We start from the raw sequence: 15,939 nt of genomic DNA, 5'->3' as shown, positions 1-15,939 counted from the left end.
CTGTTCGCTGGGGCGGGACGATCAGCGGCGGCGGAATAGCGGCAGCGGTTCGTCGGTGGCGGCCTGGTAGGTCACCGAGAAGTCCTTCAGGCTTTGCAGCGCGTCTTCCGGGTCCTTGTCGGCACGGATGGCGAATGCGTCGAAGCCGCAGCGGGCCATGAAGAACAGCTGGTCGCGCAGCACATCGCCGATGGCGCGCAGTTCGCCTTTGAACTTGTAGCGGTCACGCAGCAGGCGCGCATTGGAGTAGCTGCGGCCGTCGGTGAATGCCGGGAAGTTCAGGGCGATGACCTGGAAGTGGTGCACGTCTTCGCCGATTTCCTCCGCTTCCTGGTCGCTGTCCAGCCATACACCCAAGCCACCATCGCGGGCCTTGAGCACATGGGCATGGTCGCGCCACATCTGTAGCGGGACGATGTAGTCGTCGCAGTTGGTCAGCTCGTCGAACGAGGTTTCCTTGGGCAGCAGGTGCCAGGTTTCGTCGACGATCTGGTTGTTCTTAATGATTCGCTGCATAGACGCGTTCCTTGAAGGGGTCGATGCCAATACGCTGGTAGGTGTCGATGAAACGCTCTTCCTCGGTACGTTGCTCGACGTACACGGCAATCAGCTTCTCGATCACATCGGCCATGTCATCCTGCGCGAAGGACGGGCCAAGGATCTTGCCCAGGCTTGCGCCGCGCGCGGCGTTGCCGCCCAGCGACACCTGGTAGAACTCCTCACCCTTCTTGTCCACGCCGAGGATGCCGATGTGGCCCACGTGGTGGTGGCCGCAGGCGTTCATGCAGCCGGAGATGTTCAGGTCGATTTCGCCGATGTCGAACAGGTAGTCCAGGTCGTCGAAACGGCGCTGGATGGACTCGGCAATCGGGATCGACTTGGCGTTGGCCAGCGAGCAGTAGTCGCCACCCGGGCAGCAGATGATGTCGGTCAGCAGGCCGATGTTCGGAGTGGCGAAGCCGCCTTCGCGCAGTTCCAGCCACAGCGCGTGCAGCTGGCGCTGCTCGACATCGGCGAGGATGATGTTCTGCTCGTGCGAGGTGCGCAGGAAGCCGAAGCTGTAGCGTTCGGCCAGGTCGGCCACGGCGTCCAGCTGCTTGTCGGTCAAGTCACCCGGAGCAACACCGGTCGGCTTGAGTGACAGGGTCACAGCCACGTAACCCGGGCGTTTGTGGGCACGGGTGTTGCGCGAGCGCCAGCGGGCGAACCCTGGGTACTCGGCATCCAGTGCGGTGTAGTCGACGTTGTCGAGTGCGAGGTACTCGGGGTCGACGAAGTGGCGCGACACACGCTGCACTTCGGCCTCGGTCAGGGTGGTGCTGCCGCCTCGCAGGTGGACCATTTCGGCCTCGACCTTTTCGGCGAACACTTCCGGGGTAAGGGCCTTGACCAGAATCTTGATCCGCGCCTTGTACTTGTTGTCACGGCGACCGTAACGGTTGTACACGCGCAGGATGGCGTCGAGGTAGCTGATCAGGTCCTGCCACGGCAGGAACTCGTTGATGAACGAGCCCACCACCGGGGTACGGCCCAGGCCACCACCGACCAGCACACGGAAGCCCAGTTCACCGGCAGCGTTGCGCACCGGCTCCAGGCCGATGTCGTGCACTTCGATGGCGGCGCGGTCTTCCTGCGAGCCGTTGATGGCGATCTTGAACTTGCGTGGCAGGTAGGCGAATTCCGGGTGGAAGGTGGTCCACTGACGGACGATTTCACACCACGGGCGCGGGTCGACGATTTCGTCTGCTGCCACACCGGCGAACTGGTCGGTGGTGGTGTTGCGCAGGCAGTTGCCGCTGGTCTGGATCGCGTGCATCTGCACGGTGGCCAGCTCGGCGAGGATGTCGGGGATGTCCTCCAGCGCCGGCCAGTTGAACTGCACGTTCTGGCGGGTGGAGATGTGGGCATAGCCCTTGTCGTAGTCGCGAGCGATCTTGGCCAGGGTGCGGACCTGATTGGCGTTCAACTGGCCGTACGGCACCGCGACACGCAGCATCGGCGCGAAACGTTGGATATAAAGGCCGTTCTGCAGGCGCAGAGGGCGGAATTCTTCTTCGCTCAGCTCACCGGCCAGGTAGCGGCGGGTCTGATCACGGAACTGCTTGACGCGGTCCTCGATGATCCGCTGATCGTACTCGTCGTATACGTACATAAAAGTCCTGTCTCAGGCATGCAGCTATTCGCGCGCACGGCCGCGCACTCCGGTACGGAGCCGGGGAACGATATCAGGTTGCGGTTATGCGCTAAAGTGATGTTTTTGCATATGAAAAGAACCAAATGGACTATGTGAGATTGACTGCCATTTGTGCGTTGAGTGTCGCCAGGCGTTTATAATCCGGCGTTTGCTTCGCAGAGATGTGACCCCATGCTCAAGGCCCTGTGCCAAAGCTTGTGCCTAGCCTTGCCACTGGTGGCAAATGCGCAACCGGCTTCGGTGGTGTTTCTCAACCCGGGGCTGTCCACCGAGACATTCTGGACCAGCTATACCCGCTTCATGAAGGCCGCCGCGGACGAGCTGGGCATGTCCCTGCAGGTGCAATACAGCGAGCGCCGCGCCGACCTGATACTGACCCAGGCCCGGACGATCCTGAACGCGCCGCAGCGGCCGGATTACCTGGTACTGGTCAACGAGCAGTACGTGGCACCGGAAATCCTGCGCCTGTCGCGTGGCACCGGGGTGAAACTGCTGCTGGTCAACAATGGCCTGACCGCCAGCCAGCGCCTCAGCATCGAGGCTCAGCCCGACAAGTATGCCGAGCCGCTGGGTACCTTGATGAGCAACGACGAGCAGGCGGGCTACCAGATGTTGCACTCGATGCTCGCACAACTGCCTCGCAACGCAGGGCCGGTGGATCTGCTTGCCTTTGCCGGGGTCAAGACCACCCCGGCCTCGCAGTTGCGCGTTGAGGGCATGCGCCGCGCCTTGGCCGATTTCCCTCAGGTGCGCTTGCGGCAGGTGGTATACGGCGGCTGGAACCGCCAGCGCGCCTACGAGCAGGCGCAACAGTTGCTGGAGCGTTACCCGGCCACCCGCCTGGTGTGGTCGGCCAATGACCAGATGGCCTTTGGTGCGATGCAGGCGTTCGAGGAGGCCGGGTATACACCGGGGAGTGATGTGCTGTTCGGTGCCGTCAACAGCTCGGCCGAAGCCTTGCGCGCGCGTATCGATGGGCGCTTGAGCGTGCTGATGGGGGGGCATTTCACCCTTGGCGGTTGGGCCATGGTGATGCTGCACGATGATGCCCATGGTCTGGCGTTGAACCGCGACGGCCTGCGCGAGCGCCGTGTTCCGGTATTGCAGGAAATCGATCAGGCCAAGGCCAGGCGTTGGTTGAAGCTGCTGGAAAGGGACGACTACGGCGTCGATTTCCGGCGTTACAGTGCCGAAGGGCGGCCGCCCGGTTACCGTTACCCGTTTCTGGCGTCACCGGTCGAATATTGAATGACCCCGCTTGAGGGAAGGACATTGCTCGTCTTAACTGCTGGTGGTGAAGTGCATTCCCATAACCACTACAAGAGGCAATGCAATGGGAAACCCAACCAAGGTCCGCAAAGCTGACAGCAGTGTCGATGCCTGGGCGATCCTCTGCCTGATCGTTCTGGTGGTAGTCACTGCCGTGTATTGGGTCAGCCACCAGTGACTTGAAACTCAAGACCGTGATGTAACAGGAGCGCCTGCGGGAGGGAATCCCGCCGGCGCTTTATTATTGCCTGTGCCCGCCTCTGCGCAGTGGAAACATCTGCCTTGAAAATGACGCAGGACCGTTGTAGGCGCGGGTTTACCCGCGAAGAGGGCGGCACAGGTTAGCGGGTCAGGTGCAGGGCCAACTGCACCAGGCCGATCAAAATCGCGATGAACACCAGGGTGAACAGCGCCCCCAGCGCAATGAAATGGCTGGCTTTGCCGTGGGTGAAGTCGCGTGCGCGGTTTTTGCCGCTTTGCACGCCGAAGGCGGCGGCGAGGATGCTGTGAAGCATCTGCCAGAGGGTCGGGGGTTTGCCCTGGCTGGAATCGTCCATGGTGGCTCCTGGGGAAATCAGAGGCAATCAGGGACAGTGTAGGCAATGGTTGCGAGGTTGCCTGTGCCGGCCTCTTCGCGGGTACACCCGCCCCTACAGGTAAATCATGGCCCTTGAGGCCTGTTTCATACCTGTGTGGGCAAGCCCGCGAAGAAGCCAGCTCAGTCGTTTAGCTGTCATACCCCAGGTTAGGCGCCAGCCAGCGCTCGCTTACGCTGACATCCTGGCCTTTGCGTGCGCTGTAACGTTCGATCTGGTCCTTGTCGACCTTGCCGACGGCAAAATACTTCGCCTGCGGGTGGGCGAAGTACCAGCCGCTGACCGCCGCCGCCGGGAACATCGCGAAGTGCTCGGTGAGGTACACCCCGCTCGGCCCGGTTTCACCAATGGCGGTGCCATCGAGCAGGCGGAACAGGGTTTCCTTTTCGGTGTGGTCAGGGCAGGCCGGGTAACCAGGAGCAGGGCGGATGCCGCTGTACTGTTCCTTGATCAGCGCCTCGTTGTCCAGGTGCTCGTCGCGGGCATAGCCCCAGTGCTCTTTGCGCACCTGCTCGTGCAGCCATTCGGCACAGGCTTCGGCCAGGCGGTCGGCCAGGGCCTTGACCATGATCGAGCTGTAGTCGTCGCCCTTGTCCTGGTAAGCCTTGGCTACTTCCTCGGCACCGATGCCGGCGGTGGTGATAAAACCACCTACATAGTCGGTCACGCCGCTGTCTTTCGGTGCGACGAAGTCGGCCAGCGACCAGTTGGGCTTGCCGTCCGGCTTGATGGTCTGCTGGCGCAGGTGGTGCAGGGTGGCCAGTGCCTGGCCATCTTCGCCGTAGACTTCGATGTCGTCATCGGCCACCTGGTTGGCCGGCCAGAAGCCGAATACCGCGCGGGCGCTGATCAGCTTCTCGTCGATCAGCTTGTCGAGCATCTCGCGGGCATCCTTGTACAGCGCCGTAGCGGCCTCGCCAACCACCTCGTCGGTGAGGATGCGCGGGAACTTGCCGGCCAGGTCCCAGGAGATGAAGAACGGGGTCCAGTCGATGTATTCGGCCAGGGTGCGCAAATCGATGTCCTCCAGCACCTTGACGCCGGTGAAGGAGGGCACCGCTGGCTGGTAGCTGGCCCAGTCGTACTGCGGCTTGGCGGCGATAGCCTGGGCGTAGCTGAGGCGCTCGGTGCGGGCGCTGCGGTTGGCGGTGCGCTCGCGCACGTCCACGTATTCCAGGCGGGTTTTCTCGACAAAGCCCGGCTTCAGTTCTTTGGACAGCAGCTGGGTGGCCACGCCGACCGCGCGCGAAGCGTCGGTGACGTAGATGACTGCGTCGTTGCTGTACTTGGGCTCGATCTTGACCGCCGTGTGCGCCTTGGAGGTGGTGGCGCCACCGATCATCAGCGGCAGTTCGAAGCCCTGGCGCTGCATTTCGCGGGCAACGTGGACCATTTCGTCCAGCGACGGGGTAATCAGGCCGGACAGGCCGATGATGTCGCACTTCTGCTCGCGGGCCGTCTGCAGGATCTTCTCCGCGGGCACCATCACGCCAAGGTCGACGATGTCGTAACCGTTACAGCCCAGCACCACGCCGACAATGTTCTTGCCGATGTCGTGGACGTCGCCTTTCACCGTGGCCATCAGGATCTTGCCCTTGGCTTCCGGCTTGTCGCCTTTTTCGGCCTCGATGAACGGGATCAGGTGAGCAACGGCCTGTTTCATCACTCGGGCCGACTTGACCACCTGCGGCAGGAACATCTTGCCTGCGCCGAACAGGTCGCCGACCACGTTCATGCCGTTCATCAGCGGGCCTTCGATCACTTCGATGGGGCGCGTGCACTGCTGGCGGCATTCTTCGGTGTCTTCGACGATGAACGCGGTGATGCCCTTGACCAGCGCGTGCTCCAGGCGTTTTTCCACCGGCAGCGAGCGCCACTCTTCGTTTTCCACTTCCTTGGTTGCGCCGCCGCCCTTGTAGTCGTCGGCGATGGCCAGCAGTGCATCGGTGCCATGCGGGGTGCGGTTGAGCACCACATCCTCGACCTTCTCACGCAGTTGGGCCGGGATCTCGTCGTAGATCTCCAGCTGGCCGGCGTTGACGATACCCATGGTCAGGCCGTTCTGGATCGCGTGATACAGGAACACCGAGTGGATCGCCTCACGCACCGGATTGTTGCCGCGGAACGAGAACGACACGTTGGACACACCGCCCGAGCTCAGGGCGTGGGGCAGGTGGTCGCGGATATAGGCACAGGCTTCGATGAAGTCGACGGCGTAGTTGTTGTGTTCTTCGATACCGGTGGCGACGGCGAAGATGTTCGGGTCGAAGATGATGTCTTCTGGCGGGAAGCCCACTTCGTTGACCAGGATGTCATAGCTGCGCTGGCAGATTTCCTTCTTGCGCGCGGCAGTGTCGGCCTGGCCGACTTCGTCGAAGGCCATGACCACCACGGCAGCGCCATAGCGCTTGCACAGGCGGGCGTGGTGCTTGAACTGCTCGACGCCTTCCTTCATGGAAATGGAGTTGACGATCCCCTTGCCCTGGATGCACTTGAGGCCGGCTTCGATCACTTCCCACTTGGACGAGTCGATCATGATCGGTACGCGCGAAATGTCCGGTTCGCCCGCGATCAGGTTGAGGAACCGGACCATGGCCGCCTGGGAGTCGAGCATCCCTTCGTCCATGTTGATGTCGATTACCTGGGCGCCGGCCTCGACCTGTTGCAGGGCGACTTCCAGGGCTTCGGTATAGTTCTCTTCGCGGATCAGCCGGGCGAACTTGGCAGAACCGGTGATATTGGTACGCTCACCGACGTTGACGAACAGCGACTGGCGGTCGATGGTGAACGGCTCCAGGCCCGACAGGCGGCAGGCCTTGGCGATTTCCGGAATCTCGCGCGGCTTGTATTTGGCCACGGCTTCGGCAATGGCCTGGATGTGCCCCGGCGTGGTACCGCAGCAGCCGCCAATGATGTTGAGGAAGCCGCTGGCAGCGAATTCCTCGACCACCGCAGCCATCTCGGCCGGGGTTTCGTCGTACTCGCCGAAGGCATTCGGCAGGCCGGCATTGGGGTGGGCGGACACATGGGTATCGGCCTTGGTCGCCAGCTCTTCCAGGTACGGGCGCAGGTCCTTGGCGCCCAAGGCGCAGTTCAGGCCCACGGAAATCGGCTTGGCGTGACGCACCGAGTTCCAGAACGCTTCGGTAGTCTGGCCCGACAGGGTACGGCCGGAGGCGTCGGTGATGGTGCCGGAGATCATGATCGGCAGTTCGACGTTGTCGTCCTCGAACACTTGCTGCACGGCGAAGATCGCCGCCTTCGCGTTGAGGGTGTCGAAGATGGTCTCGATCAGGATCAGGTCGGCGCCGCCTTCGATCAGGCCGCGGGTGGCCTCGATGTAGTTTTCTACCAACTCGTCGAAGGTGACGTTGCGGAACCCAGGGTCATTGACGTCCGGGGAAATCGAGCAGGTCCGGCTGGTAGGGCCGAGCACGCCGGCGACGAAGCGCGGCTTGTCCGGCGTCTCCAGGGTCTTGGCATCGGCAACCTGGCGAGCGATGCGCGCGCCTTCGACGTTCAGCTCGTAAACCAGCGACTCCATGCCGTAGTCGGCCTGGGAAATCTGCGTGGCGTTGAAGGTGTTGGTTTCGAGAATATCGGCACCGGCATCCAGGTAAGCCTTCTCGATGGCGGCGATCACGTCCGGGCGGCTGAGCAGCAACAGGTCGTTGTTACCCTTCACATCGCTTGGCCAATCGGCAAAACGCGTGCCACGATAGTCGTGTTCCTCTAGACGGTAGCTTTGGATCATAGTACCCATGCCGCCGTCGAGGATCAGGATGCGCTCTTTGAGTGCGTTCTGGAGTGCTTGGAGACGAGCGCTGCGGTCGGACATAGGAACTACCTGGTCGGGCAAATATCAGAAGGTGCCGAATCATAACAAAGCTGCGCGGTTTTTAGGCATGTCGCCCATTTGCATGAAAACTGCTCATGTTGAGCGGGCGCTGACAGCGCAAAGCACCCAGGATGACCAGGCAACAAATCGTGATGGCTTTCAAGAACCAGGACTTTCCGCACATGGTGCATCGTATCCTTGCTGGCGCCTTCGCCCTGCTCATCAGCGGCGCGGCATTCGGGCAAGCCCCCCAGTCGAGCCCGGCCATTTCCTACACCCGGGACATTCAACCGATCTTTACCGAGAAGTGCGTGGCCTGCCATGCCTGCAACGACGCCGCCTGCCAGCTGAAGCTGGAAAGCCCTGAAGGCGCTGTACGCGGGGCCAGCAAGGTCCCGGTGTACCAGGGCGAGCGGAGCAAGGCGGTGCCCACCACGCGGCTGTTCTACGACGCACACAGCGAAGAGCAATGGCGCAAGAAGGGCTTCTACTCGGTGCTCGACAACCAGGGCAGTCAGGCTGCGCTGATGGCGCGCATGCTGGAGTTGGGCCACAAAACCCCGCTTACGCCCAACGCCAAGCTGCCCGAAGAGATCGTCCTGGGCCTGAGCCGCAACAACATGTGCCCGTTGCCCCATGAATTCGACGCCTATGCCGGCGCACACCCCAAGGAGGGCATGCCGCTGGCGGTGACCGGGCTGACCGACGACGAATACACCACCATGCGCCGCTGGCTGGCGGCCGGTGCGCCGGTGGAGTATCAGCCGATCCAGCCTAGCGCGGCCGAGGCCAGGCAAATCGCAGAGTGGGAAGAACTGCTCAACCGCCCGGGTTCCACCGAGGCGCTGGTGGGCCGCTGGCTGTACGAGCACCTGTTCCTGGCACATATCTACTTCGTTGGCGGCGAGCAGGGCCACTTCTTCCAGTGGGTGCGCTCGCGCACGCCAAGTGGCAAGCCGGTCGATATCATTGCCACCCGCCGCCCCAACGACCCGCCGGGCACGGACTTCTACTACCGGTTGATCCCGGTGCAGGGCGTGATCGTGCACAAGACGCACATCACCTACCCGATGGGGCCGCAGAAACTTAAGCGCGTGAAGCAGCTGTTCTACGCCGGCGACTGGCATGCCACCGCGCTTCCGGGCTACGGCCCGCGCCACCGGGCCAATCCGTTTGAAACCTTCGAGGCGATCCCGGCGGTGGCGCGCTACCAGTTCATGCTGGATAACGCCGAGTACTTCGTGCGCACCTTCATCCGTGGCCCGGTGTGCCGCGGGCAGATTGCCACTGACGTGATCCGCGACAACTTCTGGGCGCTGTTCCAGGAGCCGGCCTTCGATCGCTACATCACCGATGCCGAGTATCGGGGCAAGGCTACGCCCTTGCTGGCCATGCCTGGCCAGATCGATGACGTGGGCAGTGTGCTGAGCCTGTGGCACGCCTATCGTGACAAGCGCAACGACTACGAGAAACTGCGCCGTGAAGCCTATGCCGAAATGCCGGCACCGAGATGGTCGACGCTGTGGGCCGGTAACGACAATGCGCTGCTGAGCATCTTCCGCCACTTCGACAGCGCATCGGTGACCAAGGGCCTGGTGGGGGATGTACCGCTGACTGTGTGGCTGTTCGACTACCCGTTGTTCGAGCGCACGTATTACCAGTTGGCGGTCAACTTCGATGTGTATGGCAACGTTTCGCACCAGTTGCAGACGCGCCTGTACTTCGACCTGATCCGCAATGGCGCCGAGATCAACTTCCTGCGCCTGATGCCGGCCGACCAGCGCAAGGCGATCCTTGGCGACTGGTACCAGAACAGTGGCAAGGTGAAGATGTGGATGGATTATGAAGACATCGACACCGACACCCCGAGTGGTATCAAGCTCGACTCGCGCAACCCCAAGCGCGACTTTGGCCTGAAGCTGCTGCAGCGCACCGGTAGCCTGAATGCCGCGCCGGACCCGATCAATCGCTGCCAGGGCGCGTTCTGCTCACGGTCGCAGATCAGCGAAGAGTTCCGCAATGCCGAGCAGTCGCTCAGCCGACTGGTGTCGCGCCCGGCGGCCGGGCTGAAGGTGATCAACCAGTTGCCCGAGGCGACCATGCTGCGTATCGAAGGGCAGGACGGCCAGCGTCAGGTGTACAGCCTGCTGCGCAACCGCGCGCACAGCAACGTGGCGTTCCTGCTGGGTGAGGCGTACCGCTACCAGCCGGGGCTGGATACCCTGACCCTGTACCCGGGTGTGCTCACCAGCTACCCGAACTTCATCTTCAACATCCCGACCAAGGATGTGCCGGAGTTCGTCGAGGACATGGAGTATGCGAAAGATGACGCGGCGAAGTTCGAGCGCATTGTCATGCGCTGGGGTGTGCGCCGCAGTCACCCAGCGTTCTGGCACTACTTCCACGACCTGAACAGCTATATCAAGGAGACCGAACCGGTCGAGGCGGGCGTGCTGGACATGAACCGCTACGAGAACCTCTGATCGGGTTGGCTGACTTTTCCGAGTGCCCTGCGGTCGGAAACGGTGGGTGGTCTTGATCGATTGCAAAGGGGCTGCTTTGCAGCCCTTCGCGAGTATGGCGCTGCCATCAAGGCTGGCGCTGGCCTCTGCACTCGATACGGGCCTCAATGCACCGCCAAGCGCAGGGTATTCCATGCTGTATTCGCTTCAGGCACTGCGGGCGTTCGCCGCCTGGGTGGTGGTCTGCCACCATTTCATGCAGATCTTCTTCGACTTCCACGCCACCGGCCCCATCGGCCAACTGCTTACCAACCGTGGCGCGGTAGGCGTCGACATCTTCTTCGTCATCAGTGGACTGGTCATCTACCTGTCGACCCGCGACAAAGCCATCGAACCGCGCCAGTTCCTGCTCAACCGGGCGCTGCGCATCGTTCCTGCCTACTGGTTCTACACCGCCCTGATGGCCATGTTGCTGCTGGCATGCAGCCAATGGATGCCACATCAGGCGTTTACCTGGCCGCACCTGTTGCTGTCACTGCTGTTCATCCCGGCGGAAAACCCAGGTGGCTACGGCCTGTACCCGACCCTGAACGTGGGCTGGACGCTGAACTTCGAGATGTTCTTCTACCTGCTGTTCGGCCTGGCGTTCCTGGTACGCCAACAGCATCACCTGCTGCTGGTGACTGCCGCACTGTTGCTGGTCAGTGAGGTACTGGGGCGCATGGGCGTGGTCAGCCGCTTCTACAACAACGACATCATCTACGAGTTTCTGCTGGGCATTGGTGTCGGCGTACTGTACCGCCGCGGGCTGATCCGCCAGGGCCGGTGGTTGCCGCTGGCGTTGCTCGGTGTGGCGGGCCTGGCGATCTACTATCTGGACGCTTCCCAGCGCTTGCTGCACTGGGGTATGCCGAGCGCGATGATTGTGCTGGCCTTCGTGGCCATGGAGCCGCTGTTCCAGGGCAATCGGCTGCTCAAGGCCCTTGGCGACTGTTCGTACTCGGTGTACCTGATTCATGTGCTGGTGCTGTATGCAGGCTGGTTCGCCAGCCAGCGGCTGCAGCTGAACCCGTTCCTGACATTTGCCCTGTGCGTGCCGTCCATTGGACTAATGTCGTGGTTCAGCTACCAGTGGCTGGAGCGCGGCCTGTACCGGCGAATGCAGGCCTGGCTGACGGCGCAACGGGGGGCGGCCCCGGAATATGCGCTTTCCCGAGTCAATTGCTAGGACTTTGTTCAAGGGCCGGGTTGGCGTACACTTGGCCGCAAGTCTGTGAGGAACCTACATGAGCGCTATAACCATTACCGACGCCGCCCATGACTACCTGGCCGATCTGCTCTCCAAGCAGAATACGCCCGGCATCGGCATTCGCATTTTCATCACCCAGCCGGGCACCCAGTACGCCGAGACGTGCATCGCTTACTGCAAGCCGGGCGAAGAGAAGCCTGACGACACCGCCGTGGGTCTGAAAAGCTTCACCGCCTACCTGGACGCCGTCAGCGTACCGTTCCTGGAAGACGCACTGGTTGACTACGCCACCGACCGCATGGGCGGCCAGCTGACCATCAAGGCGCCGAACGCCAAGGTGCCAATGGTCAACGAAGACAGCCCGATCAACGAACGTATCAACTACTACCTGCAGACCGAGATCAACCCGGGCCTGGCCAGCCATGGTGGCCAGGTGAGCCTGGTGGACGTGGTCGATGACGGCATTGCCGTGCTGCAGTTCGGTGGTGGCTGCCAGGGTTGCGGCCAGGCCGATGTCACCCTGAAGGAAGGCATCGAGCGCACCCTGCTCGAGCGTATTCCGGAGCTGAAGGGCGTGCGCGACGTGACTGACCACAGCCAGAAAGAAAACGCCTACTACTGAGTTGAAGGCGGCTCCCTTAGCAACAAAGTGTTACGGTTTCAACCCCTGCGACAACAGGCCGCAGCCCGTATTCAAAGGGCTGCAGGCCATCCCCGCGTTGGTCGGGTAGAACCCCTCTGGGTGTCATGCCAGAATGCCCCGGTTTTTCGACCGGCCCGTCCCGAGGGCCGGCACCTTCCCTGTAAAGGATGGTTTCATGAATGATCTTTTGACCCGGCGTGCGGTTGTCGCCGGCATGGGCGTTCTCGGGCTTGGCCTGCTGGCAGGCTGCAGCCCGGCCCGGGGGCTCGAGTTCAAGTACGGCAAGAACATGAGCAACGAAATCCTCGGGCGCAAGTTCAGCCTCAAAGACCCGCAAGGTAACGTGCGCACCCTGTCGAGCTTCTACGGCAGCATGCCGATGGTCTTCTTCGGCTTCACCCAGTGCCCGGCTGTCTGTCCGACCACGCTGGCGCGTGCGGCGCAGATTCGCAAGCTGCTGAGGGGACGCGACCGCGACCTGTTCCAGGTGGTGTTCATCACCCTGGACCCGGAGCGCGACACGCCCGAGGTGCTCGATGCCTACGTCAAGGCCTTCGACCCGACGTTCACCGCGCTGACCGGCACCCCCGAGGAAATTGCCGCGGTGGCCAAGGAATTCAAGGTGTTCTACGAGAAGGTTCCGGCCGGAGACACCTACACCATTTCTCACTCGTCCACCAGCTACGTCTACGATACACGTGGCACCCTGCGCCTGAGCCTGGGCCATTCCCTGAACGCCAAGGAATGTGCCGAAGACCTGGTCACCCTGATGGAGATCTGCTGAATGTCGATGCAACCGATCAAACGCGGTTTGGCTGCCCTGGTACTGATGGGGCTGGCCTTGCCGGCCCTGGCCCAGACCACCGTGAGTGATGCCTGGGTGCGTGCCAGCGTGCCGCACCAGCAGTCCACCGGTGCTTTCATGGTCCTGACCGCCAGCAGCGACAGCAAGCTGGTAGGCGTGGCTTCGCCCGTGGCCAAGACTGTGCAGGTGCACGAGATGACCATGAACGGTGACGTGATGGGCATGCGTGAGGTCAAGGCTGTCGAGTTGCCAGCCGGCAAGGCAGTGACCCTGGACCCGAATGGCCTGCATGTCATGCTGATGGGCCTGCACAATCAGGTGAAGGAGGGTGACAAAGTGCCTCTGACCCTGACCATCGAGGATGCCAAGGGCGCCAAGGAAACCCTGGAAGTTCAGGCACAAGTGCGTGCACTCAACGCCGACGCGGGTGGTGGGCATGATCACATGCACATGAACCACTGACAGATCAAAGGGCCGCGTTCAGCGGCCCTTTTTTCAACTGCGCCTTTCAGCTACGAAAGCGCGGCAGCGGCCTGTCGAGGGTCAGCGACGTCAGGGTCTTTCGAACCTGGGCCTCATCGGCCTCCAGTGCCTTCAGGCTAGCGCGGATCTTGCCGGCGGCGGGCACATCGCCCTGCCGGTCGATCCAGTCGGCAATCTCCTTGCAGGCACTGCTCAGACAGGCCTGGCGCTGGTTCATCAACGACAGAAGGGTGGTGAGCTCTCTTTCGGACATGGCAGGATCCTCCGTTCAGCCTTGTCAGTGTAGCAGAGGGTTGGCCAGGCTCTTGCGGCCTTTGCAAGGCGCGCTGCGGCAGCTGCAAGTGGCTGCTCTTGCGGCGCAGTAACAACTCGTTACTTATAAACAGCATGTTTAAAGTTGATGCTCGTGCCGTGCAAGGGATTCAGGGCTTGGTTTCTGAACGTGACCTGTTGAAGTGCTCAACTGCACAATCTGGTAGCTGCTGGCGGGTCTGCATTCTCGAGAGGGCGCTGCCTCTCACGCGCGTAGAGCAGAGTGAACGCAGGCTTGCCGATAGGCCCCCGGGGTCACCCCATAGGCTTGCTTGAACTGCCGGCTCAAATGGCTCTGGTCGGCAAAGCCGAGGTCGAACGCCACTTGCGAAGCGGCCAGGCCGTGCTTCAGCATTTCGCGGGCGCGGGCCAGGCGGCGCTGCTTCAGCCAGGCATGGGGTGGCAGTCCGGTGGCCTGGCGGAACACCCGGGCGAAGTGGAACGGCGACAGGTTGACTGCTGCCGCCAGCGCTTCCAGTGAGGGCGGGTCGGCCAGTTGGCTTTCCAGCAGTTCGCGGGCGCGGGCTACGGCCAGGGGTTCGTGGCCAGGGGGCGAAGGCTCGGCGCACTGCCCGTGCCGCTGCACCAGGGCCAGCACCGCCTGGCGCCAGGCCGTCTGCTGCTGCAAGGCGCTGGCGCTGGCTTCAGACAACTGATGCAGCTGGCTGAAAGCGAGGGCCAGGGCCGGGTCATGGATCACGCTGTCCTTGAAGCTGGGCATACCGTGGCGGCCCAGTTCCAGTTCGTCGAGCACACCGGTGACCCGCTCGTGCTCGGGATAGAAGCCGCGATAACGCCAGCCGGCTTCATGGGCCGTAGCGCCGGTATGCAGTTCGTCGGGGTTGATCAGCACCATGCTGCCGACCGGTGCCAGATGCTCGCTGCCGCGGTGCCAGAAGCGTTGGGCGCCCGACTCGATCACGGTGAATACGTAGCCCTCGTGCACATGCGGGGCGAAGCGCTGCTGATAGTAGCGAGCGTGCAGCATCTCGACGTCGCCCAGGGCTGGCGCCTGCCAGAGGTGTGTCTGCTCGCGCAAGGGTGTGCTCATGCCAGCCAGCTGCGTAGAAAGAAGAAGATCAACATGCTCACCAGCATGCTCAGCAACACGCTGCGGGTCAACAGCACCAGGGCGATGGCCACAAGGGAGCCCAGCAGGTAGGGGTTGAGCAGGCTTAGGTTGAGCTGGTGGTCAGCTATGAAGATGATCGGGCCGCAGATGGCGGTGAGCATGCCCGGCACGGCAAAGCCGAGAAACTGCCGGGCATTCGAGCTCAGGCGCAAGGGCAGGCGTGGCTCCAGGAATGCGTAGCGGTTGAGGAACACGATGGCGCCCATGGCGAAAATCAGGATCCAGGTCATGCGCGGGCTCCGGCGAATTTCTGGCAAATGAACCCGGCGCTCATGCCCAGCAGGCCTGCGACCACCAGGGCGGTTTCCCAGTGCCAGTAGCTGAACAGCACCGAACAGAACAGCGACACGGCTACGCACACCACGGTGGCCAGGTTGCGCACCAGCGGGGCGATCAGGGCGACAAAAGTGGCGACAATGGAGAAATCCAGGCCGAACTGGTCCAGGTGTGGAATATTCTGGCCCAGCAGTATGCCGGCCAGGGTGAACAGGTTCCAGGCAATGTAGAAGGTCAGGCCCACCCCCAAGGCATACCAGCGGTTGAATTGCTGCTGGTCGTACTGGCTGGTCAGGGCGAAGAATTCGTCGGTCAGCAGAAAGCCCAGGCCCAGGCGCCAGCGCAGCGGCTGGCTGGATAGTACCGGGCGCATCGACAGGCCATACAGCAGGTGCTGCGAGGTCAGCAGCAGGGTGGTGAGCAGGATCGACGCCAGGTTGGCACCCCCCTTGAGCATGCCAATGGCCACCAGCTGCGCGGCGCCGGCAAAGACGATGGCCGACAGCCCTTGCCCCTGCCAGGCGCTGAGGTTGGCCTCGATGGCCATGGAACCGGCCAGCAGTCCCCAAGGGGCAACGGCCAGGGACAACGGGATAATGGCAATGGCGCCGTGAAGGAAGGCTTGGCGGGCGATGTGGGGCATGATGGCTGCATTACGGCTACGTGGCAGGCCAGCATGA

14 protein-coding genes are annotated in these 15,939 nt (G+C 62.4%); 6 read left to right on the top strand and 8 right to left on the bottom strand.

Annotation, left to right across the window (positions count from 1 at the left end; all coding sequences use genetic code 11):
* Nucleotides 1–21: 21 nt before the first annotated feature.
* Together GST84_16775 and GST84_16770 are read right to left on the bottom strand one after the other, a co-directional pair.
* The gene (locus tag GST84_16775; protein ID XGB13897.1) at nt 22–516 is read right to left on the bottom strand and encodes a DUF934 domain-containing protein; all 495 of its coding nucleotides are present in this window, start codon (nt 514–516) and stop codon (nt 22–24) included.
* A complete protein-coding gene (locus tag GST84_16770; GenBank protein ID XGB13896.1) occupies nt 500–2,152 on the bottom strand; it encodes a nitrite/sulfite reductase in 1,653 nt (550 codons plus the stop codon). The genes GST84_16775 and GST84_16770 overlap by 17 nt, the downstream gene beginning before the upstream one ends.
* Nucleotides 2,153–2,365: 213 nt before the next feature.
* On the opposite strand from GST84_16770, the gene GST84_16765 reads away from it, so the two are divergent.
* Nucleotides 2,366–3,442 carry a substrate-binding domain-containing protein gene (locus GST84_16765; GenBank protein ID XGB13895.1) on the top strand — a complete coding sequence of 359 codons (1,077 nt, stop codon included), beginning with the start codon at nt 2,366–2,368 and terminating at the stop codon, nt 3,440–3,442.
* A gap of 362 nt (nt 3,443–3,804) precedes the next feature.
* Here the strand turns inward: GST84_16765 and GST84_16760 are convergent, their stop codons facing one another.
* Together GST84_16760 and metH are read right to left on the bottom strand one after the other, a co-directional pair.
* Nucleotides 3,805–4,020, bottom strand: coding sequence for a DUF2970 domain-containing protein (locus tag GST84_16760; protein ID XGB13894.1), 216 nt, complete (start codon nt 4,018–4,020; stop codon nt 3,805–3,807).
* 169 nt (nt 4,021–4,189) lie between these two features.
* The gene (metH, locus tag GST84_16755) at nt 4,190–7,897 is read right to left on the bottom strand and encodes a methionine synthase (protein ID XGB13893.1); all 3,708 of its coding nucleotides are present in this window, start codon (nt 7,895–7,897) and stop codon (nt 4,190–4,192) included.
* A 182-nt stretch (nt 7,898–8,079) separates the two neighbouring features.
* Here metH and GST84_16750 point away from each other — a divergent pair, with 182 nt between their 5' ends.
* The 5 genes from GST84_16750 to GST84_16730 all read left to right on the top strand — a co-directional run bounded on the left by GST84_16750 (nt 8,080) and on the right by GST84_16730 (nt 13,518).
* A complete protein-coding gene (locus GST84_16750; protein ID XGB15791.1) occupies nt 8,080–10,380 on the top strand; it encodes a peptidylprolyl isomerase in 2,301 nt (766 codons plus the stop codon).
* Nucleotides 10,381–10,552: 172 nt separating this feature from the next.
* Nucleotides 10,553–11,587 (top strand): acyltransferase family protein, encoded by a 1,035-nt coding sequence (locus GST84_16745; GenBank protein XGB13892.1) that lies wholly within the window; start codon nt 10,553–10,555, stop codon nt 11,585–11,587.
* 58 nt (nt 11,588–11,645) lie between these two features.
* Nucleotides 11,646–12,230, top strand: a complete 585-nt coding sequence (nfuA, locus tag GST84_16740; GenBank protein ID XGB13891.1) for a Fe-S biogenesis protein NfuA — start codon at nt 11,646–11,648, stop codon at nt 12,228–12,230.
* A 196-nt stretch (nt 12,231–12,426) separates the two neighbouring features.
* Nucleotides 12,427–13,035 carry an SCO family protein gene (locus tag GST84_16735; GenBank protein XGB13890.1) on the top strand — a complete coding sequence of 203 codons (609 nt, stop codon included), beginning with the start codon at nt 12,427–12,429 and terminating at the stop codon, nt 13,033–13,035.
* A complete protein-coding gene (locus GST84_16730; protein XGB13889.1) occupies nt 13,036–13,518 on the top strand; it encodes a copper chaperone PCu(A)C in 483 nt (160 codons plus the stop codon).
* A 46-nt stretch (nt 13,519–13,564) separates the two neighbouring features.
* On the opposite strand, the gene GST84_16725 is transcribed toward GST84_16730, so the two are convergent.
* The 4 genes from GST84_16725 to GST84_16710 all read right to left on the bottom strand — a co-directional run bounded on the left by GST84_16725 (nt 13,565) and on the right by GST84_16710 (nt 15,902).
* Nucleotides 13,565–13,792 (bottom strand): hypothetical protein, encoded by a 228-nt coding sequence (locus tag GST84_16725; protein XGB13888.1) that lies wholly within the window; start codon nt 13,790–13,792, stop codon nt 13,565–13,567.
* A gap of 264 nt (nt 13,793–14,056) precedes the next feature.
* Nucleotides 14,057–14,902, bottom strand: coding sequence for a helix-turn-helix domain-containing protein (locus GST84_16720; protein ID XGB13887.1), 846 nt, complete (start codon nt 14,900–14,902; stop codon nt 14,057–14,059).
* On the bottom strand, nt 14,899–15,213 hold the full coding sequence (locus GST84_16715; GenBank protein XGB13886.1) for an AzlD domain-containing protein: 315 nt from the start codon (nt 15,211–15,213) through the stop codon (nt 14,899–14,901). The genes GST84_16720 and GST84_16715 overlap by 4 nt, the downstream gene beginning before the upstream one ends.
* Nucleotides 15,210–15,902, bottom strand: coding sequence for a branched-chain amino acid ABC transporter permease (locus GST84_16710; protein XGB13885.1), 693 nt, complete (start codon nt 15,900–15,902; stop codon nt 15,210–15,212). Before GST84_16710 ends, GST84_16715 begins: the two co-directional genes overlap by 4 nt.
* Between the last annotated feature and the right edge of the window lie 37 nt (nt 15,903–15,939).

The organism is Pseudomonas putida (genome assembly GCA_041879295.1).
In the GTDB taxonomy this organism is placed as follows: domain Bacteria; phylum Pseudomonadota; class Gammaproteobacteria; order Pseudomonadales; family Pseudomonadaceae; genus Aquipseudomonas; species Aquipseudomonas putida_Y.
The sequence above is the reverse complement of the archived record's forward strand: the minus strand, read 5'-3'. Positions and strand labels throughout refer to the sequence as shown.

Bases quoted from the DNA above. Each gene is read 5' to 3' on its own strand.
- GST84_16775 (XGB13897.1), bottom strand. From the start codon at position 516: ATGCAGCGAATCATTAAGAACAACCAGATCGTCGACGAAACCTGGCAC.
- GST84_16770 (XGB13896.1), bottom strand. From the start codon at position 2,152: ATGTACGTATACGACGAGTACGATCAGCGGATCATCGAGGACCGCGTC.
- GST84_16765 (XGB13895.1), top strand. From the start codon at position 2,366: ATGCTCAAGGCCCTGTGCCAAAGCTTGTGCCTAGCCTTGCCACTGGTG.
- GST84_16760 (XGB13894.1), bottom strand. From the start codon at position 4,020: ATGGACGATTCCAGCCAGGGCAAACCCCCGACCCTCTGGCAGATGCTT.
- metH (XGB13893.1), bottom strand. From the start codon at position 7,897: ATGTCCGACCGCAGCGCTCGTCTCCAAGCACTCCAGAACGCACTCAAA.
- GST84_16750 (XGB15791.1), top strand. From the start codon at position 8,080: ATGGTGCATCGTATCCTTGCTGGCGCCTTCGCCCTGCTCATCAGCGGC.
- GST84_16745 (XGB13892.1), top strand. From the start codon at position 10,553: ATGCTGTATTCGCTTCAGGCACTGCGGGCGTTCGCCGCCTGGGTGGTG.
- nfuA (XGB13891.1), top strand. From the start codon at position 11,646: ATGAGCGCTATAACCATTACCGACGCCGCCCATGACTACCTGGCCGAT.
- GST84_16735 (XGB13890.1), top strand. From the start codon at position 12,427: ATGAATGATCTTTTGACCCGGCGTGCGGTTGTCGCCGGCATGGGCGTT.
- GST84_16730 (XGB13889.1), top strand. From the start codon at position 13,036: ATGTCGATGCAACCGATCAAACGCGGTTTGGCTGCCCTGGTACTGATG.
- GST84_16725 (XGB13888.1), bottom strand. From the start codon at position 13,792: ATGTCCGAAAGAGAGCTCACCACCCTTCTGTCGTTGATGAACCAGCGC.
- GST84_16720 (XGB13887.1), bottom strand. From the start codon at position 14,902: ATGAGCACACCCTTGCGCGAGCAGACACACCTCTGGCAGGCGCCAGCC.
- GST84_16715 (XGB13886.1), bottom strand. From the start codon at position 15,213: ATGACCTGGATCCTGATTTTCGCCATGGGCGCCATCGTGTTCCTCAAC.
- GST84_16710 (XGB13885.1), bottom strand. From the start codon at position 15,902: ATGCCCCACATCGCCCGCCAAGCCTTCCTTCACGGCGCCATTGCCATT.